The organism is Ruegeria sp. CG4, assembly GCF_056537185.1.
Genome location: NZ_JBQFRB010000004.1, coordinates 1 through 20535, shown reverse-complemented (window position 1 = coordinate 20535; position 20535 = coordinate 1). Strand labels below are relative to the sequence as shown.

Below are 20535 nucleotides of genomic sequence, written 5' to 3'. Positions count from 1 at the left end.
AACAAAGATATGAGTACCATCGAAAGCCGCATTGTCCGCTATGGCGAGCTGAAACCCTGTAAAACCGCGTTCATCGACGCCCATACGCCGGGCTCGGACCAGAAAGAGAACTTTACCATCATCGGCGGCGGGGTCAGCGAAAGCCCGGACCAGCACGTCCACATAACCGACAAGATCGGGTTCAACATCGGCGCGGCTGGGCAGCCCCCGAAATGCCGCAACTCGTTGCACAGTCACACCACCGCCGAGGTTTTCTTTGTTGCCAAAGGCCGGTGGCGGTTCTTCTGGGGCCGTTATGGCACTGCAGGCGAATTCATCGCCGAGGAAGGTGACATCTTCAACATCCCGACGGGCATCTTCCGCGGCTTCGAGAATGTGGGCCAGGACTATGGGATGATCATGTCGATGCTGGGTGGCGACGATGCCGGTGGCGGCGTGACCTGGGCACCGCAGGTGATCGAGGACGCGCAGGCACACGGTTTGATGCTGGGCAATAACGGTGTTCTGTACGACCGCAAGAAGGGCGAGGACCTGCCGCACAACGTCCAGCCTATGCCGCTGCTGACCGAAGAAGAACTGAAAGCGTACCCCGAGGTTCCCGTCGACGCGGTGATCGGCAAGTATGTCGCCCGCTACTGGGACCTGATGGCACTGGCGGCGCACAAGCCGGCGGTTGTGATCGGCGAAAAGGGTCTGATCAAGGACAAGCCCGGGTTCGAGGTTGATTTTCTGACACGCGGCTCGGCCGTGACCGAGGCGGTCGTGGCTGAAAAACCGGTCGTATTGATGCCCGCAAGCGGTCACTGGCGCATCCGGATCAACGATGTTGAGACCACCCTGTCGAACGGCGACACTGCCTTGGCCTTGCCTGGCGAAAGCTACAGCGCCGAGCCTTCGATGACCGGCGAAGCGGGCCTGTACCGGATCACTGCAACCGATGATCCGGCCGGGGCGACCTGGACGGGTGCTTAATGGTGCCAGCGCGCGTTCCCCTTCCGGTTGGGGCGCGCCAAATAGAACCTGCGTCGGGCATCCGTCCCGGCGCGGGACGGAGTTTCGAAGGGAGATGAACAAATGACCCGCATATTGACCACCCACGTGGGAAGCCTGCCGCGTAGTCAGGAGGTCGTGGACTTCATCTTCGCACGCGAGCGGGAGGAGCCGTTCGATCAGACCGAATTTGACACCTGCATGACCGCAGCCGTGTCCGATACCGTGCGCAAACAGGCGGCGGCCGGGATTGATATCGTATCGGACGGTGAAACCTCGAAAATCTCGTACGCCACCTATGTCAAGGACCGCTACACCGGCTTTGCCGGTGACAGCCCGCGCAACGCGCCAGCGGACCTCAAGATGTTTCCGGGCTTTCTGCAGCGGCTGGCGAATGACGGCGGAACCCCGCAATATGCCCGGCCCATGTGTGTGGGCGAGGTGCGTTCAAAAGGCCAGGATGAGTTGCAGAAGGATATTGCCAATCTCAAGGCGGCGATGGCCGAACACGGGGTGGCGCGCGGCTTCATGAACGCGGCCAGCCCCGGGGTGATATCCCTGTTCCTGCAAAACGACTTTTATCCAACGCGCGAGGCCTATCTGGCAGCGCTGGCCGACGCGATGAAGGCGGAATACGAAACCATAGTTGGTGCCGGTCTTGATCTGCAACTGGATTGCCCCGATCTTGCGCTGTCGCGGCATATGCTGTTCACCGGTCTGTCCGACGATGAGTTCCTGAAAATCGCCAACATGCATGTCGAGGCGCTGAACCACGCGTTGCAAGATGTGCCGGCCGACAAGGTGCGTGTTCACATTTGCTGGGGCAATTACGAAGGTCCGCATTGCTGCGATATCGGCATGGACAAGGTGTTTTCGACACTGATGTCGACAAAGTCGCGCTATGTGCTGTTCGAAACCTCGAACCCGCGCCATGCCCACGAATGGACCGTGTTTCGTGACCGCAAAGCCGAAATTCCAGCCGACAAGATTCTGGTGCCGGGCGTCGTCGACACCACGACGAACTTTGTCGAACATCCCGAACTGATCGCGCAGCGGGTTGAACGCTTTGCGGATATCGTAGGGGGCGACCGGGTGATTGCGGGATCGGATTGCGGCTTTGGCACTTTTGCCGGCTTCGGTGCGGTCGACCCGGACATCGCCTATGCCAAGCTGGGCGCGCTTGCCGAAGGGGCCGCATTGGTCAAATGACACCGCTTGTTCTGTTGCCCGGAATGATGTGTGACGCGCGACTTTTCAGCGCCCAAATCGCGGCTTTGTCGGGCAGGGTTCCAATTCTGACTGCGCCAATCGGGGGCCGTGACACGATGGCAGCTCTTGCCAAAGACGTGCTGGCCTGCTCGCCGCAACGGTTTGCTGTGGCGGGGCTCTCAATGGGCGGTATCGTGGCTATGGAAATCCTGCGGCAGGCACCGGACCGAGTGGTGGGCCTGGCGCTGATGGACACCAACCATTTGGCCGAAACGGATGAGGTTAAAGCCAGGCGCGGTCCGCAGATAGCCGCTGTCGAACGAGGAGACCTGCGCATCGTGATGGCGGACGAGATGAAACCCAATTATCTGACCGATGGCCCGGACAAAGCTGCAATTCTGAACCTTTGCATGGATATGGCAGAGGGTCTTGGTCCCGATGTCTTTGTCAATCAATCCAAAGCGTTGCGAGATCGGCCAGACCAAAGCGAAACGCTGCAAAACTTCAACGGTGAAGCCCTTGTTCTGTGTGGGCGCGACGATGCCTTATGTCCAGTATCGCGGCACGAAATGATGCACGCGCTGATGCCGCAGAGCCGGCTCGAGGTTATCGAACGGGCTGGTCACCTGCCGACTTTGGAACAACCGCAACAAACCACGGCGGCTCTGACCCGCTGGCTGGAGGCGATATGAAGAAGTCCCTGCCGGACCTGCTGAAAAAGGTCGATACCCCCACGGTTTGCAACGCCATCGAAGTGGCGCAGGGCAAACGTGGGTTCAATGATTTCACCCGGGGCACGATGTTGTGCTCTGATCCCGGTGCGGGCGCGATGGTGGGATATGCACGCACCGCGAAGATTGCCGCCGTGAACCCGCCGACCGAGGCTCCGGAGGTGATCCGAAAGCGCCGGATGGACTACTACCGGCACATGGCTTCAGGGACCGGTCCGGTCGTGACCGTGGTCGAGGATACGGATTACCCGCATTGCATCGGCGCCTATTGGGGTGAGATCAACACCACGATCCACAAGGGTTTTGGCATCAGTGGCGCATTAACCAACGGGGTTATGCGCGACCTCGGCGATTTGCCCGACGGGTTTCCGGTTGTGGCGGGTTCGGTCGGGCCAAGCCACGGTTTCGTGCACGTGAAAGAGGTTGGAACGGAGGTGTCGATCTTCGGACTTTCAATCAGGGACGGGGACCTTGTGCATGCAGACCGGCATGGCGCATTGGTTGTTCCGCCCGAGGTGGTGGACGTGCTTGAACAGGCGATCATCAAGTTGCTTGAAACCGAAAAGCTGATCCTGGAGCCCGCGCGTCAATCAGGGTTCGATTTCGACGCCTTTGAAAAGGCGTGGGCGGCGTTTGAAGCCTCTCGAACCTAGGAGGCGCATGGGGCGAGTTACCCGTCCGTGTCACCTTGAGCAGATGTGCGTTAGCCGACGGTTGTTTCATCAAGCCATTTCAACGCATCGCTCACGTCAATTGTATGCTCTCCGCCCGTGACCGTTTGCAAAACGGCACGAAGATCGGAAGTGGGAATGGCAACTCGACCGTATTTTTGGCAGTGCTTGACATAGTCCAATGCCGTTCGAAGTTCGAACATCTTTGCATTCTGTTGTCGCGCGACCTCCAAAGCCACACGAAACTCGTTTTCAGCGACCCCATTCTCTGAAGATGCGAGGGCATAGACCCGTTCCGTCTCAGCTTGGGCCCATCCCTCATTGGTCAGTCCGTGGTGTTTGCGTGCTTCGGCGAGGCAATCCAGCGCACCTTCCCGGTCGCCGGATTTCAGCGTGAGCTCCGCAATCAAGGTAAGAAAGAACGGCTTGTAGTTTCCCGCGCCGCTGGCCCACCATGCTTCTGATGCCTTGCGTAATGCGCGGATCGTTTCCGGCTGGGGTGAAACATGGGCATCCACCCAGCTTCGCCAGAGGGATGCCGTCAAAGTCATGAATGTGAAGGAGTGCTTGGAGGAAAGCTGCTCAAGTTGATCAGTAACCTCGATAACCTGTTCCGGTTCGCGGCGCAGAAGATGAAGCATGCACAGGTAGGTCAGCGACTGCGCGATGCTGTGGGCGTGCTGAAGGTCCTTTGCGGCAGCGACCGCTTTTTTCTGGACTTCAAGCGCCTTGTCCGGCGCACCACGCATCCAGATCGCAAGGCTCAGGAAACATGAGGTAATCGCGGCGTGGTCCGATCCGTAAATGAATGCCAGATGCCCATCGCGTTCCCGGCTGTAGAGTTCCAGCGCCTTGCTCAGATGCGTGTAGGCCGGGTCCAGTTCCCCGATATGGAACAGCACCGCGCCCATCGCCCGGTGCGCCACCATTTGATGTTGCGTCTGGCCAGTCGAATGCGCCAGATCCAGCAATTGCCCGGCAACATTTCTGGCCAAATCATACTCGGCACGCACCAAATGAAAGGAATACAAACCGTTCAAAACCGGGAACAAGTGTTCTGTCTCTTCAACGCGTTCACAAAGGTCGCGTATTCTTGAGTAGACAGAACCGGTTTCATCAGCGGCAATACCAGCCGTTGATCGCAAAACACCTGCCCTGAGAACCTGTATCTCGATTTCTTTTCGGTCCCGATCGGTGCTTTGGCTCAGTTCCGCCAACTGCTCAATCGCCAGGGACAATTGTGTACCTGCCTCGATGTTGGCGGATCGTTGAACCGCGCGCTGGCCCGCAAGATGCCGGTAGTCGATTGCTTCCTTGTTCATGCCCGCCATCGTGTAGTGGTGTGCCAGAATTTCCGGGCTGGCATCACCCGAATGAACCTCCTTGTCTTCCAGTCTTCGGGCAACACGAGCGTGCAAAACACGGCGTTCGCTTTTCAGAAGACTGTTGTAGGCGGTGTCGCGAATAAGCGCGTGACGGTAGCTGAAGGTTTCATGATCATCGGCATCAGAAACCGTAACGATCCCTGCATCCAGCAGAAGCTCCAATCCCGCGCGCAACGCTGTATCTTCAATGCGGGCCACCTTGGCGATCAACGGATACGAAAACTGAGGTCCGATGACAGCTCCGATCTGGGCCACTTCCTTGGCCGAACTCAACCGGTCAAGGCGCGCCATCAACGCATCGTGCAAGGCACTGGGAACCGAGTTCGCCGGAGAAACCAGACCCATTGAATACGTGTCTGTTCCTTCGGGCAAACCGCCGGATTCCAGAAGGTCTTTGGTTACTTCTTCCACGTATAGAGGCACACCGTCGGATCTGGCCGCAACCACCTCATACATCTCGTCCGAGATCGGCTGGCCTTTGGCGACTTCATCCACAATGTTCTTGACCTGATGGAAATCCAACTGCTTCAAAACCACTTTCGAAAGATTTGATTGCAGCGCCCAGCCCGGGTCGAACTCGGGTCTGAATGTCATGACAACCAGCACCGGAAGGTCATGAATCCGGTCCACGATCCGATCCAGCAACAGCTTGGTCGTCGGATCAATCCAATGCGCATCCTCGAACAGGAACAGCAGCGGTTTTTCCCCGGCCACTGCCGTCAGATTGCTCAGCAGCATTTCCAGCGTCTGCTCCATGAGATGCTGCGGAGTCAGATTCAACGGGCCCAATTGATCTTCAAATGGAACGGACAGAAGCGACGCTGCCAACTTCAAGGCATGGTCAGACTGATCGCCAAGAACGGCAGAGATTTTTTTGAGTTTTACGTCGCTTGAATCGTCGGAACGGAGTCCCGCCGCAATTTTGAGTTGGCGAATGAGGGGATAAAATGCACTTGCGTAATGGTAAGGCGAACACTGGTATCGAGTTTGAGTGTGCGGCACCCCCGCGATACTCTGTCGTAATTCCTCAACCAATCGCGACTTGCCAATTCCAGGCTCGCCTGACACCAGCACAACCTGTCCCTGACCGTTCCTGGCCAACTGCCACTTTTCGTTCAGGGTCTCAAACTCTGCGGTGCGGCCGACCAAAGGCTTGAGCAACTCGTCATCCAAGGCCAAAAAGCGGCTGACGGTTTCCCGCGTTCCGGTAACCTGCCAGGCTTCAACCTCCCTGGCGAAACCCTTGAGTTTGAATGCGCCGCGCAGAACGTAGTTGAAAGCGTCGCCGGCTAGCTGTTGCGTGCTAGGAGCAACGATCAGCGTTCCCGGGTCCGCCATAGTCTGCAGACGGGCGGCCAGATTGGGCGTCTCGCCCATGGCGGTTCCATCCTCAAACATTTTTTCGCCGCGCAAATCACCAACGACGACCAATCCGGTCGCTATCCCAATTCTGACATTCAGTTTCGCGTGAGTGCGAATAGCCGGTACTTCCTGGATAATGCGAAGCCCCGCACGAACGGCACGCTCTGCATCATCTTCATGGGCGTGAGGAAACCCGAAAAAGACCATGATTCCATCGCCATAATAACTTGCAATATGGCCATCAAAGGCTGCAATGGACGCGGCGCATGTTTCCTTGAAAAGCCGAAGTACCTCCGCCAGATCTTCAGGATCGACGCGCTGGGCAATTTCAGTTGACCCGACCAGATCGATGAACATTACGGTAAGTTGCCGGCGCTCGGCCACGATTGTCGGGCCGTCAGGACCCTTGGGCTGGCTTTGCCCGGCCTCTGCATCGACACGAACCGCTTTCAGGAAACGCCGTCTCGGACCAAGGGGAAGTCCGATCGTGACAAGATCCTGGTCCGTTAATTCGGATAGATCGCTTAGCTCGATTTCATGCTCGGCAAAGGCCTTGGCGTACTTGGTCAAACCGTGTTTCTCAAGCCAAAGCGCAATATCGGACATTCGGTGGTTTCACATGCCGTCGTGGCAGAGCGCAATGTCTGCGCTCCAACAACAGGCATCTCCCTGTTAGCTTAGCTTTCAATACACTCGGTACAATTTACGATGACATCCTAGGAAATATTCTTTCAATGAAGAAGCCCACTTTGTTAACGGGTCAAGGGCTTCGATGCGCCTTTTTAACCCGGCCCAACATAAACTTCTCGGCGGCACGCTTTGACGGCCCTTGTAATGGTTGCCGTAATCATTGGATGTCTGCGCTTCATCCGGAAGCGTTTCATAGGCTTGACGTATCACCAGTATAAGATCGGCGTAACAATGCCGCCGTTCAAATCATGTGCTTGAACACAGCCTTCCGTATCAGAACTCCCGGCGTGCAAGGTTGGTCCAAAACGCAATTCCATGGCGGATAGCATCATCGTTGAAATCATATGACGGGTTGTGAAGCGGCATCGCATTGTTCCCCTCAACCCCGTTACCCATCAGGATGAATGCCCCCGGACGATGTGCAAGAAACTCGGCAAAGTCTTCCGAAAAACCGACCCGGCCATAAGTATCGTTTATTCTACCAACGTCACGGGCCGCGCCTGAAATACAATCGGTTGCCCTGTCGTCGTTCACCAGTGGTCGGAAGGAAGTCGAGTAATCAACTTGCGCCTCTGCTGCGTGCGCTGCGCATAAACCGGCCACAATCGCGCGCATTCTGCGTTCTATGCTTTCAGACACATCCCCCGTGAAACCTCGGCAGTCCCCGCGCAGTGTTACATTGCTGGGCAGGATATTGCGCGCACCGTCCGTCAGGAATTCGGTGATGGAAACCACTGCGTGTTCGCTGGCTGGAAGCGAGCGAGAGACGATCGATTGCAATTGCTGCACAATCGCGGCACCGACCACAATCGGATCGATGCCTTTTTCGGGCATGGAAGCGTGCCCGCCCCGACCCTGAATATGGATCTCGAAATTATCCTCAAACGCGCAGAATGGCCCTGCCTGCGTGGCGAAATGACCAAGCTCCATTCCCGGCATGTTGTGAAGACCGAAGATTGCGGCCATGGGGAAGCGGTCGAACAAACCATCCGCGATCATCGCGGCGGCTCCATTTCCGTTTTCTTCGTCCGGCTGAAAGATGAAGTGAATGGTCCGTTTCAATGATGGATCCGCCGCAAGTTCCAGCGCGGCCCCAAGCAGCATGGTGCTGTGACCATCGTGCCCGCATCCATGAAACTTGCTTTCCGTTTTAGAGCGATAGGGCAAGTTTGTCGCCTCATGTATCGGCAGGGCGTCCATATCGGCACGAAAGCCGATCGCAGTTTCATCGGGACCCCGTCGCAGGGTCGCGACGAGACCAGTCCGGCCAACCCCACGGGTGACTTCAAGCCCTGCGTCTTCCAACGCTGCTGCGATCTGTCCAGAGGTCCGGTCAAGATCGAAACCGGTTTCCGGGTTGGCATGCAAATCCCGACGAAATGCGGTGAGGTCAAGCATCGGCCACACTTCCTTCGGACAGGATGATCAGCGGCAGGTCGGTTTCAACCATCAAGCAGGCTGCCAAACCTGCCGCACCGGAAGGTGTCGTGGAGAAACCCAGGTCCTGGGCCTGTTTTACGGCATCCAAAGCCTGTTGGTCGCTGACCGTAACCCAATCATCGGCGCACTGTTTCAAAATATCCAGGGCCAACATGGACGGTGTCTTGCAATCGAGCCGCCCCATGTTTGACACGGGTCCTTCTACAGTGACGATCTCACCCGCCATGGCGCTTTCCTTGAGGCAAGGCGCGGCATCCGGTTCGACGACTATGATCTTTGGCTGAACCGGCCAATTGGACCGGATCATGTAAGCGACCCCTGCGGCCAGGCCGCCAACGCCGGCCTGCAAAAATACATGGCTGGGCCAGGTTCCGGCGGTCTCCAACGCCTGCCGAATTTCTTCGGCAATGACGGTATATCCTTCCATAACCAGCCGGGGTGGTTCGGTGTATCCGGGCCAGGAGCCGTCGGCGAGGTGGATGGCGCCGGTTGCCTCGGCATCGGCAATGGCTTCTGCAACACTTTCCTCGTAGTCGTCGCCGGACCGAACTACCTCTGCGCCCTTGTCCCGCAGACGAATGGCGAAGTCCTCGGGCACCGTTTTGGCGAGGTGAATGCGGGCCGTTGCTCCGAACAGACGCGCGCCAGCGGCCACAGCCATGCCGTGATTACCTGCGCTGGCACAAACAAAAGTCATCGAGCGTGCGATGTCCTTTACAATGTCGTCCAGAAAGGCGTTTGCTTCTACGGGGTGGCCAACGCGCGCTTCGATCAGCTTGGCGACAGCATAAACACCACCGAGCGCTTTGAATGCGCCCAAGCCCATTCTGCCGGTTTCGTCCTTGATCAGCATCGGTCTTCCCTGGAAACTGCGGGTCTCCAAGGGGCTTGGCCTGTAGGCAGGGCATGCAGCAAGCAGAGCCAGCGGTTTTGCGACGTCGAGTATCTTTGAGTTTTTCATGGAGAGAGTTGTACGCGCAAATGATGATCTATTATGGTCAAATTTACCGAAGTTGTGGGAAATTTTCTCTAAATGATGAGGGTGTCGCGTGAAACTCGATCAGTTTGACCGAAAGCTGCTTCAACTGATGCAGGCCGATGCAAAGATGGGCCTCGAAGCCCTTGCGTCAGAGACGGGCTTGTCTGTCGCATCCGTACAAAGGCGTCTGAAAGCGCTCAGAACCTCGGGGGCTATTCTGTCCGAAGTGGCGATTGTTGACGCTAAAAAACTTGGCGTCGCGATGAGCTTCATCGTCATGGTTGAACTGGAGCGGGAACGTCAGGATCAGATAGACGCGTTCTCGCGTCAGGTGCAGTCCGAGCCCATGGTCCAGCAGTGCTATTACATCACAGGAGACGCCGACTTCTGTCTGGTCTGCACTGCAAAGGACATGGATGATTTTCAAGAACTTACGAAGCGGCTGTTTTTCGACAATTCAAACGTCCGTCGCTTTCGAACATCTGTGGTCATGGGACGGAAAAAAATCGGATTAGGTATTCCGGTTGATGGGGACGGGCTGGGGTGACGAAAACCCTCGTGAAGTCGTTCACTCTGTACGGCACGGCTTTGGGCAACTTTTTTTGAAATCTCTTGCCATATTGACGCGTTAGTCGCACCAAAGCTCGGAAGCGAACTCGGTCTTCATCGCCGGCTTCGATCAGCCACCGCAAATGCCGCTTGTATCGCCGTCGTTTTGCTTTGGATGATGAATGGAGTGGCTTGCGACCCTGTTGCAGACTGGCGGTTCGAATACGCCGCTTGCCAAGTGTACAGTGGACAACGTTGCAAAGGACGGTGTCCGGCTGGGCAATCCCTGCGACTTCCAGACGTTCAACCGGGCAATTAGCACGACGGCCTGAACGCTGACCAACGGCGGTTGTTATGTCGGATTTGGCCACAGAAAACCCGACAGCCATTCCTTCATGACTGCCAGGGATGCGCGTCCGCCTTGATCGGCATGGGTAAACAGCCAGACATCCAGGAATATCGGTGCGGTTTCCGGTGTCTCGTCTGTGTCAGACGACAGCCTTTGCGACCTAACCATCAGTGCGAGAACGTGTGGCAAGTCAGGTTTGGTGAAGACGGTTGAAACCAGTCCAAGTCAAAACAGTACTAACTGGTTTTTGCCGCATAGAACGAACAACCGTTTGAATCGCGCCCGCTGATTGCCAGTTTTTGGTCCGCGACAACCCCGTTGCTGCGAACACGCCCCAGCAGGAAGCCATAATTAATCTCACCCGACATTCGACGCCCCGACAACCGACCGTTGAATCGCCCAGTAAACCCTTGCGAGGTTTTCACCTGGCCCGTGTAATTGCCGCCACCGACATGTCTGACCTTCATAGCGCCCGTAATTTTCTGCTGTCCGATTTTGCTGCGGGATCCGCAGGTTGTTGTGAAACGCCAGTTCCCCGACATTTCCGTTGGCCCAATCGGAATCGGGGGCGGAGGGTTGTAGAGGTTGCTGTTGTCGGGAAACGCAAGCCAGGATTGCAACGGCGCTTCCGACTGGATCCTGAGTGCTGCCAGTTGGTTGGCTGAAAGGTAACCCGTTGCCGGAAAGCCCCGGCTGGCCTGCCACGCCTGTATTGCCCCTCTGGTCCCGCGACCCATAACACCGTCTATTCCATTCGGATCATGGCCCAGAACAATCAGCCGGGCCTGTATGTCGCGGATCGCCTGTTTGTCCAGCGCCAAGGCAGCTTCCGATTCTGCAGTGCCATTTTCCGGCACCGGTTTCAGCGGTGGGAGCGGTCTTAGCGGCGGAAGCTGTTTCAACGCAGGCGGAGCTTCCCGGAGCAATGCGGACTGTGCGGCTGGCGCACCGGTTATGGTCAGGTTGCCCTGGCTGTACTTGGCTTTGTATCTCTGGCGCTCAAGGCCATCCCGAAACGGCGCGCAACCCTCCAGCGCAGACGCGAAGAAAAAGTAGAACTGGCGATGCGCGGACCGGGCGGCCGCCGGCGCGGTCATCACCGGTAGCCCCACGATGTCGCCGGCTGGACCAACTTCAAATTCAATCTCAACGTCGATCTGAGGATTCCCTGAGATCGCTTTTCGGATGCAATCCGCGGCGGCCGCCAACTGCGCGGGGTCAGCAACCTGAGCGGTGGATACCCCATGAAAGCAAACCCAAAGCAGCAGGGCATAGGCCAGAGTTGAAACTCGTCTTTGCAGGGTCTTGTCGCACGTCAGATTTGGCATTCGTCTCCGCAAGAAGGTCTCCAAGGTTCAGCAGCTTTGCGTTCAGAGTAGCCGATTGTTCCCCTTCCAGCGATGCAAATCCGCTCTGTGGGACACTCTGACTTCGATCTTCTCTGCCGGGCCCGGGTGTCATTGCGGTGTTGGGCAACCCTTCAAGACCGGACTTGTTTCCGAGGGCCTGCCGCAAACGCGAAAACAGGTTTTGCCCATCTGTCAGGATCATAACCGTTGGGATGCGCGCGTCTTTTTTAGTGTGCCGGCGAAAGCCGCCGACATTTGTAACGTCGCCGGCTCGTGCTTTTGGGCACGTCCAACAGCGTGCCTTTTGACTTTTAAGACCAGGGCATGATCCCTGAATACGAACTGCGCGTGCTTACGGAATGCGCCATCTGCGCCAGTGTCGTCAGGTCAAAAACGGGAAGCTGCAGTTCTTCCTGAATCCGCGCGGCATAGGGTGGCAGATCGGTGCATTCAAGAACCAATGACCGGATGCCCGGGTCCCTCCGCTTCAGGCTGCGAACCGCTTGCATGACTTCAACTTCGATAAGATCAGTGTCCATACGCGTTCGCGTGTTGCGCAGGATCACTTCGGCAAATTCGGTACTGTCCTCCAGCCCTTGTACCGCGACGGGGATGCCCGCGGCACCTACACCTTCGAAATGTTTCGGCGTTAGTGCCGACGCATCTGCGGTCAGCACGCCCACTGGGGCATTTGCGCCGGTCATGTGAAACGCCAAAGGCACCTGTATCAGACTGGATGCAAAGACCGGGACGGACACAGCAGCCGCCAGTTCCTTTTGGAAGAGCGCCAGAAAACCGCAACTGCCGGTGATGGCCCGTACACCCTCGGCCTCAAGGCGCCGTGCCCCGGCGATAAAGGGGCCCAGCAGTTCCGGGGTCGGGTTCTTCAACAGGGTCGGGACGGTAACGCCATCTATCATTTCGTATAGCACCGAAAACGGCAGGCTGGACGGGTTCTTGATATGACCCGGAGGTTTGGGGAAATAGCTCTCAAGGCATAAAACCCCTATCGAGGCACCACAGATGTTCTGGCCGCCTTCGTAAATTGGCATGGTCGTCAGCTCCTTTCAGATCAGAGGTTCAAAACCGGGCCAGTGAAAACGGGTCCAGGTCGATATTTGGGCTGCGGTCGGAGATGATGTCGGCCACAAGCTCGCCGGTTTTCGGAGCCATCATCAACCCATAGTGGGAATGGCCAAACGCCGTGTAGAGACCATCTTTTCCGTTCAAAGGTCCGATTGCGGGAAGGCTGTCCGGAAAGGACGGACGCCGCCCCATCCAGAACCTTGCGCCGCTTGTATCAAGGTCCGGAACCATGGACTTGGCTTGCGCGGTCAGTGTCTTTTGCTTTCCGGGATCGGCGGGCGCGTCGACGCTTGCGAACTCGGCTGTTCCCGCGACACGAAGGCCACCCTGCATCGAGCTTGCGACAACTTTTGCGTCCACATCCATGACCGAATTGTTCAGACTGGCGGAAGGCGTTGGAAACTCGACATGATATCCGCGCTCGGCGACCAGCGGGATCGACAAGCCAAGGGGTTTCAGGATTTCGGCTGACCAGACCCCGGCGGCCAGAACGACCTTGTCGGCATGAAGGAGCCCTTGCGCGGTGGCAAGCTGCCAGCCGCCATCCTGCGCACGGCTCAGCCCTTTTAGCTCGGTTTGGACGATTTCTGCGCCCTGTATTCTGGCCTTGTCGGCCAGAACCGCAGCCAACCGCCCCGGAGATGTGACGCGTGCCTGACCCTTGATCACAATGGCAGCCTTGAAATCACGGCTCAGCGCAGGTTCGATACGCCGCAATTCGACGCCATCGATGCGGTCGAGGTCGCCGCCCTTTTCCCGCCGAATGAGGTAGTCCAGCCCATCCAGGTTGGCCTGTTCCGGATGGCGGAACGCGTGGACATAGAAGCTGTCGGTGATCAGATCCTCGTGACCGGTGCCCTGCAGATGCCGCCGGTACAGATCAATGGAAGGACGGCACAACAGCTCCATTGCATCCGAAATCTCACGCACCGTCTTTTCGCCGGAGTTACCCAGAAAGCGCATCCCCCAGGGAACCATCTTTGGCCAAAACGAAAGCCGGACAGACAGCGCGCTTTTTGGGTTCAGCAGCATTGCCGGAAGCTTTTTCCAGATCCCCGGCACGGCTTGCGGGATGATCGACCACGGAGAGACAACGCCTGCGTTTCCGAACGAGGTTTCCTGCCCCGGTTCGCTTCTGTCCAAAAGTCGGACGGGAATGCCGCGCTCCTGCAGGGACAACGCGCAACAGATGCCGACGATGCCAGCGCCGATGATGGTGACTTGCTCCGCCATGGTGTTATGCCGGGGAATGACTGCGGTTGCGGGCGATCATCTGGGTGACAATGACCGGAGAGGCCACGGCCAGCGCGATCAGATCAGCGGTCAGGCTGGGCGCGACAAAGATAACGCCTGCCAATGCCATCAAGATACGCGAGGCTATGTTCAGAGGTTTTAGCCAATATCCTACCACGGCGGCGGACAGGGCGATGACCCCTGCAATGCAGCTGGCGGCAGTGTACGTGAACTCCCACAGATTGAACCCGGTTGACGACACGAACAGCAGAACCGGTGCATAGACAAAGGCCATGGGCGCGATGACTTTGCCAAGCCCAAGCGTAAAGGCGGACAGCCCGGTTCGGAACGGGTTGGAATTGGCAATGGCCGCGGCCGCATAGGCCGAGGTGCAGACCGGCGGCGTGATCTCGGACACGACACCGTAGTAGAGCACGAATAGGTGGCTGGCGATGGGCGGCACGCCCAATTGCGCCAGCGCGGGCTGTGCGACCGAAACCAGCATGATGTATAACGCTGTGGTCGGGATGCCTGCGCCCATCAGGATGCAGACGATGGCGATGAACACCAGCGAGATGAACAGCTGCAGGTCTTCCATAGCAAACAGTTGGAAGCTGCCGAACGAGATCATGTTATACAAATCCGCCGCCAGGTTGCCCGCGCCCTGCGTCACCATGAAACCGATGCGGAACCCGATGCCGGTCGTGTTGATCACGCCTACGACGATGCCAACGGCGGCGGCAGCGGCACCAACGGCCAGCGAGTATTTGACACCCAGTTCCACCGCAGCCAGCATCTCGGGTACTTCGATCCGTTTCTGGGGGTTGAGGGTCGCGATTACCGACAGCGCGCACAGGATCACCGTCATGGTCAGATCGAAGCCGCCATCCGAGAACTTCCAGAGGACAAAGGCTAGGAATGCGGCTGCGTAGATCAGCGTCGGAGGTTGCTTCAGGCGCGACATGCCCGCGATCACGGCAAGCGAGATACCGCAAAAGGCGGACATGAACGGCGTGTAGCCCGTGAACAGCACTACCAACAGGCCGATCAGAGGCACGATGTTGGCCCAGCCTTCGGCCCAGACAGCCTTGAGCTGCGGCAGTTGCTCTTTCGCCAGACCCTTCAGGTTCAGCTTGCGCGCCATCAGGTGCACGACAGCAAAGACACCGACATAGTGCAGGATGGCCGGGAAGATCGCCGCGATCACGATGGTTGTATAGGGAACCTCGAGGAACTCGGCCATGATGAAGGCGGCCGCCCCCATGATCGGCGGAGTGATCTGGCCACCGGCCGAGGACGCGGCCTCGACCCCGCCTGCAAAATGGCCGGGGTATCCCAGGCGCTTCATGTTGGGAATTGTCAGCGCGCCGGTCGAAACGGTGTTGGCCACCGAAGAACCCGAAATCGTGCCGAAGAACGCCGAGGATACCACCGACACTTTTGCCGGACCGCCGGTATAACGGCCCGCCAAAATGGTTGCGTTGTCGATGAAAAGCTGCCCCAGCCCTGTGCGCTGGGCGATGACGCCAAACAGCACAAAGTGGAACACAATTGTGGAAACAACCCAAAGGGTGACGCCGTAGATACCTTCCTGTGGGAAGTACATCGACGACACGAAAGTTTTGAAGTTCACACCGGGATGTTGCAGCAAGCCGGGGAAATACGGACCCAACAGAGCGTATGAGATAAAGACACAGATGATCAGCGGCAGCACCCAGCCCAAAGTACGGCGCGCGATGTCCAGAACCAGCAGGATGATGATTACGCCCAAAATCACGTCGTACGTGTTGGGGTTGCCCATGCGGAACGTCTGTTCCTCGATCCCGAGAAACGGAATGCCGCGCCATGCGAGTCCGACATACAGCGCAGCGATGATCCCCAACGCCATGAAGACCAAGTCGTAGAGTGGAATGTTACCGATGCGGAAGCGGCTTACTTTAAGCGCATAGAGGCTTTTGGCCCCGATAATCGGTATTGTCGCATAAACCAGAATGAACAGCAGGGCCAGATAGATGCCCATGTGCCAGTGATCGGCGGGCAGGCCGAACCCGGCGGTGAAGAATTCATAGAATGCAAAGATCAGAGCGACGACTCGCAGAACCTTGCCGGTTGCGGGCGACACTTGCCGGACGGCGGCGCCTTCGTCGAATTGTTCTTCGATGGCAGCCAGTTCCTCGGCTGTCAGCTCGTGGTCATCAAGTTTCAGTGTCTCGGACATGATGGCCCCCTGATTGCGCGTATTTCGAGAACCCGGTGCCCCAGGCGGGGCACCGGGTGTTTGAGTTTCCTGAGATCGGATTACTGAAGAAGTCCGGCTTCTTTATAGAACTTCTCAGCACCTGGATGCAGCGGAACACCCAGCGCCTCGACACCGTCCAGCGCTGTCTCAGCAGTGATCTGCTTGCCCTTAGCATGGCCGTTATCCAGCAGCTTGCGGGTGTTGTCGTTCCACAGGGCCTTGGTCAGTTGATAGACCAGATCTTCAGACAGGTCCGAGGATACAACCAGCATCGCGCTGACGGCCGGTGTCTTAGTCTCACCGTCGATACCTTCGTACACACCACCCGGAATGGCCGAGGGGATATAAGCCGGAATGATCTCATTGATCTTCGCCAGATCCTCGTCCGAGAAGGAATGCAGGTTCATGCCCTTGGTCGAGGACAGCTGAACCATCGCGGCGACCGGCCAGCCCGCAGCATAGAAATAGGCGTCCAGTTGACCGTCGGCCAGACGCTCCGCGCTCTGGCTGTTGTTCAGTTCGGCCTCGTCCATGTTGTCGCGGTTGACGCCCCAGGCGTCCAGCATCTGCAGAACGGCCACCTGAGTGCCCGAACCCGCCTGCGCGATACCAACACGTTTGCCTTCCAGATCGCTCAGGTCGTTGATGGTCTGACCGGCAGGCAGCACCAGATGCAGGTCTTCCGGGAACAGATTAGCAACGATGCGCAGGTTAGGATGCGGTTTGCCTTCGAATTTGCCCTCACCCAGATACATCGAGCGCGTGACGTCGGCGGCGGCCAGACCGGCCTCCAACTCGCCGTTTTGAACGGCCGCATTGTTAAAGACAGACGCAGTGGTGGATTGCGCAATCGCGATCAGACCGGGCACGCCGCACTGGCCGCCTTCTTCACACGGGCGCGAACCCGGAGGGGCAGAAATCCCGTTTGCGATTGTGCCGCCGATGGGGAAGTAGGTTCCGCCAGCCCCGCCGGTACCGATGCGGAAAAAGGTCGGGTCCTGTGCCAGCGCCGGTGCGGCCAGCGCGCCAGCCAGAGCGATGCCTGCCAGGCATTTCGATAGTCTCATCGTTTCCTCCAAGTTGTGGATCATCGGATTCGGTTTGCCCGAAATTTGATCCCGCCAGCGTAGAGGGAATTCACATAAATACAAATTTGTTATATTTCACAAAACTAAAATTTAGCTTATATATAGCGCATGAATCTTACCCAACTGGCCGTATTTCGCGAAGTGATGGAAACCGGTTCCATTTCTCAGACGGCGAAAAAACTGAACCGCACGCAACCAGCGATCAGCCTGGCATTGAAGAACCTTGAAAAGAACTTGGGTCTTACGTTGTTCGAACGCAAAGGGCGGCGTCTGGTGCCGGTTCCGGAAGCGCATTACCTTCTGGCGGAAACTACGGGTATCCTGGATCGGCTTTCGACGATTTCCAGTACCATGGAAGGGCTGATCAAAGGGCATTCCGGCAGTTTGAACATCGCCACAATGCCTGGTCCTTCGGCGTTTCTGTTCCCGCGGTTCATCAGCCAGTCGGTCGGGGAAAACCCCAATATACGCATCACGCTGTCCACACGCAGTTCGCCCCAGATCATGGAGCTTGCAGGTACCCAGAATATCGATTTTGGTTTCGCTGATTTTGAACACTCTGCCGGCAGAAAGCCGCAATATTCAGCCGAACTCATCGGGGCTGACTGTTTTTGCGCCATAGACAGCGCACACCCTCTGGCGTCCCGGAAAAGCATAACGATTTCTGATCTGGATGGGATCCCCATGGGCGGGTTGCACGAAACCCATCCGTTCCAGCGTAAGATCCGGCAAGAGTTTCAGGACGAATCTGCAAACTACAAACCGACTGTCACCTGCCAGTACTTTCTTCCGTTGATCCCCTTTGTAAGTTCGGGTCAGTGCTGCACCATCGTTGATCCGCTGACCTTTGCCACCGAACGTGAATTGGGGCTGTCTCAGGGGAAGGTTGCGTTTTTGCCGTTCGAAAACCCGCTCAGATATGAATACGCGATCCTTCAGCCTGACCACCGACCGGCGTCACAGCTCGCGCTCAACATCAAGGCAGGCTGGAAAGCCGAAGTTTTGAAGAAACTGGAGGAAGTGGGGGCCAATCCCCGTGCAGAATGGGTTGATGAAACCGAAGGCAAGCAAGACTGAATAATCGTGATCATCAAAGGCGGGCGTCGAGATACCTTGCGACGATCACGCCGGTTTTCTCTTCATCGTGCTCTGCCGGTCCAGGCGACAAGCTGTCATGTTCAGGAGTTAGGAAAGGCATTACTGAAGGCACATAACGGGTTCTGATCGGCCGCTGAGGCCGCTAGGCTGATGTGCAGACGAGACTTTTCGAACGGTGAGAGCGAGAATGAATGGTGCAGAAAGCCTGGTCAGAACACTTCTTGGGGCGGGTGTGGACACTTGTTTTGCCAATCCCGGCACCAGCGAGATGCATTTCGTGGCGGCTCTGGATCAGATCCCGGGGATGCACTGCGTTCTTGGCCTGCAGGAGAACGTCGTCACTGGCATGGCAGACGGCTATTTCCGGATAGCGCGCAAGCCAGCCTCGACCTTGCTGCATTGCGGTCCGGGATTGGCCAATGGAATGGGCAACCTGCATAATGCCCGCAGGGCGCGGTCGGGGATAGTCAATATCGTGGGCGATCAGGCCACCTATCATGCCAGGCACGATGCTCCGTTACAGGCCGACACGGACAGTATGGCGCGCACGGTGTCGAACTGGGTGCATACCAGTTCGCGATCCGATCAGGTCGGGGCCGATGCGGCCCGTGCCATTCAGGCAGCAAAAACTATGCCGGGGCAGATCGCCACACTGATCCTGCCTTCGGATGTCAGCTGGGATAAGGGCGGCAGGGTTGCCCATCCGCTGCCGGTTCCAGTCCCGGCAAAGATCGATCCTGCGGCTGTCGCTCAGGCCGCCCGCACCCTGCGGGATGACGAAAATGTCCTGATCCTGATGGCAGGCCACGGTGTGCTGACCCCCGCGCAGAGCCTGGCCTGGCGGGTGGCGCAGGCGACCGGCGCGGCGCTGATGGCAGATTTCGTCACGCCGCATCTGGCGCGGGGACGCGGGCGTCTGCCGTTGGTGCGGGTGCCCTATGACACCGACCTGGCGCGCGAAACGCTTGCGAATTTCAAGACCATCATTCTGGTCGGTGCCAAACCTCCGGTGGGGTTTTTTGCGTATCCGGGGAAATCCTCGACCCAATATGCCGACGACGCACGTTTCATTCGTCTGTCGCGCCCGGATCAGGACGCCGAAGCCGCGCTTCAGGCACTGGTGGATGAACTGAACGCGCCCGCCGTCGCGATCCCTGATCCTGGCCCTCGACCCGAGGCCCCTTCGGGCGCTTGCAGCCCGGAAGGTCTGGCGCAGGCAGTTGCGGCTTTGATGCCCGAGAATGCGATCATTTCGGATGAAAGCGTGTCCTATGGACGGGCTTTCTATCCGCACACCTTCGCGGCCCCAGCCCATGACTGGCTGCATCTGGCCGGAGGGGCCATTGGCGATGGCCTGCCGGTGGCCACCGGGGCCGCCATCGCGGCTAAAGGTGAACGCCGGGTGATCAGCTTGCAGGCCGACGGCTCGGCGATGTATTCGCTTCAGTCGCTCTGGACACAGGCGCGCGAAGGGCTGCCCTGCACGACGATCATCATCTCGAACCGCAAGTACCAGATATTGATCGGCGAATACGGCAATGTCGGTGCAACGCCGGGCCCTACGGCGATGGACATGCTGGACCTTGGCAAACCGGATCTGAACTGGGCCAATCTGGCCAACGGCATGGGGGTCGAGGCCGCAGTGGCCACCGATCTGGACCAGCTTGGCGATCTGATGCAGGCCAGTTTCGCAAGACTCGGTCCATTCTTGATCGAGCTGATCGTCTGATGGTGCCCGATACGTCGCCGCGCCTCGGGAGAGCAATAAGAATACGACACCTTAGAGCGCGGTGTTTGACCCTGTTGGGTCTAAGGCGTGTTAGGCGAGGGTAGAACAGAGCGAGAAGAACCGGTGGCGAACAGCGGTTTCGAACCTCAAAAACATACCCCTCGGGACATGCCAGATATGCTGCAACCACCGTGGCAGAACGGCAGGCTGCAATGCGCGCCCCGATTGCAATCGAAGTATTAATGAACTAGTGACGCGCCATCTGTAGACATGGTGGATAGCTTAATGAAGATTCTGATCACGGGGGGCGCGGGTTTTATCGGGTCGCGGCTGAGCGCTGAACTTGTTCAGCAAGGGC

At 57.7% G+C, this 20535-nt stretch carries 17 protein-coding genes; 8 read left to right on the top strand and 9 right to left on the bottom strand.

Features of this window, described 5'->3' with window-relative positions; translation table 11 throughout:
* Positions 1 to 9: 9 nt before the first annotated feature.
* From ACR0J2_RS12385 to ACR0J2_RS12370, 4 genes are all read left to right on the top strand, one after another.
* On the top strand, positions 10 to 972 hold the full coding sequence (locus ACR0J2_RS12385) for a cupin domain-containing protein (RefSeq protein ID WP_170682675.1): 963 nt from the start codon (positions 10 to 12) through the stop codon (positions 970 to 972).
* A gap of 102 nt (positions 973 to 1074) precedes the next feature.
* Positions 1075 to 2199 carry a cobalamin-independent methionine synthase II family protein gene (locus tag ACR0J2_RS12380; RefSeq protein WP_480812741.1) on the top strand — a complete coding sequence of 375 codons (1125 nt, stop codon included), beginning with the start codon at positions 1075 to 1077 and terminating at the stop codon, positions 2197 to 2199.
* Positions 2196 to 2891 carry an alpha/beta fold hydrolase gene (locus tag ACR0J2_RS12375; protein ID WP_480812740.1) on the top strand — a complete coding sequence of 232 codons (696 nt, stop codon included), beginning with the start codon at positions 2196 to 2198 and terminating at the stop codon, positions 2889 to 2891. Before ACR0J2_RS12380 ends, ACR0J2_RS12375 begins: the two co-directional genes overlap by 4 nt.
* On the top strand, positions 2888 to 3583 hold the full coding sequence (locus tag ACR0J2_RS12370) for an RraA family protein (RefSeq protein ID WP_480812739.1): 696 nt from the start codon (positions 2888 to 2890) through the stop codon (positions 3581 to 3583). Before ACR0J2_RS12375 ends, ACR0J2_RS12370 begins: the two co-directional genes overlap by 4 nt.
* Positions 3584 to 3633: 50 nt before the next feature.
* Here the strand turns inward: ACR0J2_RS12370 and ACR0J2_RS12365 are convergent, their stop codons facing one another.
* The 3 genes from ACR0J2_RS12365 to ACR0J2_RS12355 form a co-directional block, all read right to left on the bottom strand.
* Positions 3634 to 6954, bottom strand: coding sequence for an ATP-binding protein (locus ACR0J2_RS12365; RefSeq protein ID WP_480812738.1), 3321 nt, complete (start codon positions 6952 to 6954; stop codon positions 3634 to 3636).
* A gap of 357 nt (positions 6955 to 7311) precedes the next feature.
* Positions 7312 to 8436, bottom strand: a complete 1125-nt coding sequence (locus ACR0J2_RS12360) for an amidohydrolase (RefSeq protein WP_480812737.1) — start codon at positions 8434 to 8436, stop codon at positions 7312 to 7314.
* A complete protein-coding gene (locus ACR0J2_RS12355) occupies positions 8429 to 9439 on the bottom strand; it encodes a pyridoxal-phosphate dependent enzyme (protein ID WP_480812736.1) in 1011 nt (336 codons plus the stop codon). Before ACR0J2_RS12355 ends, ACR0J2_RS12360 begins: the two co-directional genes overlap by 8 nt.
* 88 nt (positions 9440 to 9527) lie before the next feature.
* On the opposite strand from ACR0J2_RS12355, the gene ACR0J2_RS12350 reads away from it, so the two are divergent.
* On the top strand, positions 9528 to 10004 hold the full coding sequence (locus tag ACR0J2_RS12350) for an Lrp/AsnC family transcriptional regulator (protein ID WP_480812735.1): 477 nt from the start codon (positions 9528 to 9530) through the stop codon (positions 10002 to 10004).
* 184 nt (positions 10005 to 10188) lie between these two features.
* Positions 10189 to 10338, top strand: coding sequence for a hypothetical protein (locus ACR0J2_RS12345; protein WP_170806846.1), 150 nt, complete (start codon positions 10189 to 10191; stop codon positions 10336 to 10338).
* A gap of 20 nt (positions 10339 to 10358) precedes the next feature.
* On the opposite strand, the gene ACR0J2_RS12340 is transcribed toward ACR0J2_RS12345, so the two are convergent.
* The 6 genes from ACR0J2_RS12340 to ACR0J2_RS12315 form a co-directional block, all read right to left on the bottom strand.
* Entirely contained in the window at positions 10359 to 10523 is a 165-nt protein-coding gene (locus ACR0J2_RS12340; RefSeq protein ID WP_480812734.1) for a hypothetical protein, read from the bottom strand.
* Positions 10524 to 10591: 68 nt separating this feature from the next.
* Complete coding sequence (locus ACR0J2_RS12335; protein WP_480812733.1) at positions 10592 to 11683, bottom strand: peptidoglycan-binding domain-containing protein; 1092 nt, start codon at positions 11681 to 11683, stop codon at positions 10592 to 10594.
* Positions 11684 to 12015: 332 nt separating this feature from the next.
* Positions 12016 to 12756, bottom strand: coding sequence for an aspartate/glutamate racemase family protein (locus ACR0J2_RS12330; RefSeq protein ID WP_170806848.1), 741 nt, complete (start codon positions 12754 to 12756; stop codon positions 12016 to 12018).
* Between the two features lie 28 nt (positions 12757 to 12784).
* Entirely contained in the window at positions 12785 to 14023 is a 1239-nt protein-coding gene (locus ACR0J2_RS12325) for an NAD(P)/FAD-dependent oxidoreductase (RefSeq protein ID WP_480812732.1), read from the bottom strand.
* Positions 14024 to 14027: 4 nt separating this feature from the next.
* Positions 14028 to 16241 carry a TRAP transporter permease gene (locus ACR0J2_RS12320; protein ID WP_480812731.1) on the bottom strand — a complete coding sequence of 738 codons (2214 nt, stop codon included), beginning with the start codon at positions 16239 to 16241 and terminating at the stop codon, positions 14028 to 14030.
* Between the two features lie 80 nt (positions 16242 to 16321).
* Complete coding sequence (locus ACR0J2_RS12315; RefSeq protein ID WP_170611471.1) at positions 16322 to 17329, bottom strand: TAXI family TRAP transporter solute-binding subunit; 1008 nt, start codon at positions 17327 to 17329, stop codon at positions 16322 to 16324.
* 129 nt (positions 17330 to 17458) lie between these two features.
* Between ACR0J2_RS12315 and ACR0J2_RS12310 the strand changes: the two genes are divergently transcribed.
* Both ACR0J2_RS12310 and ACR0J2_RS12305 read left to right on the top strand, forming a co-directional pair.
* A complete protein-coding gene (locus tag ACR0J2_RS12310; RefSeq protein ID WP_170806852.1) occupies positions 17459 to 18427 on the top strand; it encodes a LysR family transcriptional regulator in 969 nt (322 codons plus the stop codon).
* 208 nt (positions 18428 to 18635) lie between these two features.
* Positions 18636 to 20177 (top strand): acetolactate synthase large subunit, encoded by a 1542-nt coding sequence (locus ACR0J2_RS12305; RefSeq protein WP_480812730.1) that lies wholly within the window; start codon positions 18636 to 18638, stop codon positions 20175 to 20177.
* The last annotated feature ends 358 nt before the right edge of the window (positions 20178 to 20535 follow it).

Coding starts and splice junctions, on each gene's coding strand:
- ACR0J2_RS12310 (WP_170806852.1), top strand. CDS start 17,459: ATGAATCTTACCCAACTGGCCGTATTTCGCGAAGTGATGGAAACCGGT.
- ACR0J2_RS12315 (WP_170611471.1), bottom strand. CDS start 17,329: ATGAGACTATCGAAATGCCTGGCAGGCATCGCTCTGGCTGGCGCGCTG.
- ACR0J2_RS12365 (WP_480812738.1), bottom strand. CDS start 6,954: ATGTCCGATATTGCGCTTTGGCTTGAGAAACACGGTTTGACCAAGTAC.
- ACR0J2_RS12335 (WP_480812733.1), bottom strand. CDS start 11,683: ATGCCAAATCTGACGTGCGACAAGACCCTGCAAAGACGAGTTTCAACT.
- ACR0J2_RS12355 (WP_480812736.1), bottom strand. CDS start 9,439: ATGAAAAACTCAAAGATACTCGACGTCGCAAAACCGCTGGCTCTGCTT.
- ACR0J2_RS12360 (WP_480812737.1), bottom strand. CDS start 8,436: ATGCTTGACCTCACCGCATTTCGTCGGGATTTGCATGCCAACCCGGAA.
- ACR0J2_RS12345 (WP_170806846.1), top strand. CDS start 10,189: ATGGAGTGGCTTGCGACCCTGTTGCAGACTGGCGGTTCGAATACGCCG.
- ACR0J2_RS12370 (WP_480812739.1), top strand. CDS start 2,888: ATGAAGAAGTCCCTGCCGGACCTGCTGAAAAAGGTCGATACCCCCACG.
- ACR0J2_RS12325 (WP_480812732.1), bottom strand. CDS start 14,023: ATGGCGGAGCAAGTCACCATCATCGGCGCTGGCATCGTCGGCATCTGT.
- ACR0J2_RS12305 (WP_480812730.1), top strand. CDS start 18,636: ATGAATGGTGCAGAAAGCCTGGTCAGAACACTTCTTGGGGCGGGTGTG.
- ACR0J2_RS12340 (WP_480812734.1), bottom strand. CDS start 10,523: ATGGTTAGGTCGCAAAGGCTGTCGTCTGACACAGACGAGACACCGGAA.
- ACR0J2_RS12380 (WP_480812741.1), top strand. CDS start 1,075: ATGACCCGCATATTGACCACCCACGTGGGAAGCCTGCCGCGTAGTCAG.
- ACR0J2_RS12385 (WP_170682675.1), top strand. CDS start 10: ATGAGTACCATCGAAAGCCGCATTGTCCGCTATGGCGAGCTGAAACCC.
- ACR0J2_RS12320 (WP_480812731.1), bottom strand. CDS start 16,241: ATGTCCGAGACACTGAAACTTGATGACCACGAGCTGACAGCCGAGGAA.
- ACR0J2_RS12375 (WP_480812740.1), top strand. CDS start 2,196: ATGACACCGCTTGTTCTGTTGCCCGGAATGATGTGTGACGCGCGACTT.
- ACR0J2_RS12330 (WP_170806848.1), bottom strand. CDS start 12,756: ATGCCAATTTACGAAGGCGGCCAGAACATCTGTGGTGCCTCGATAGGG.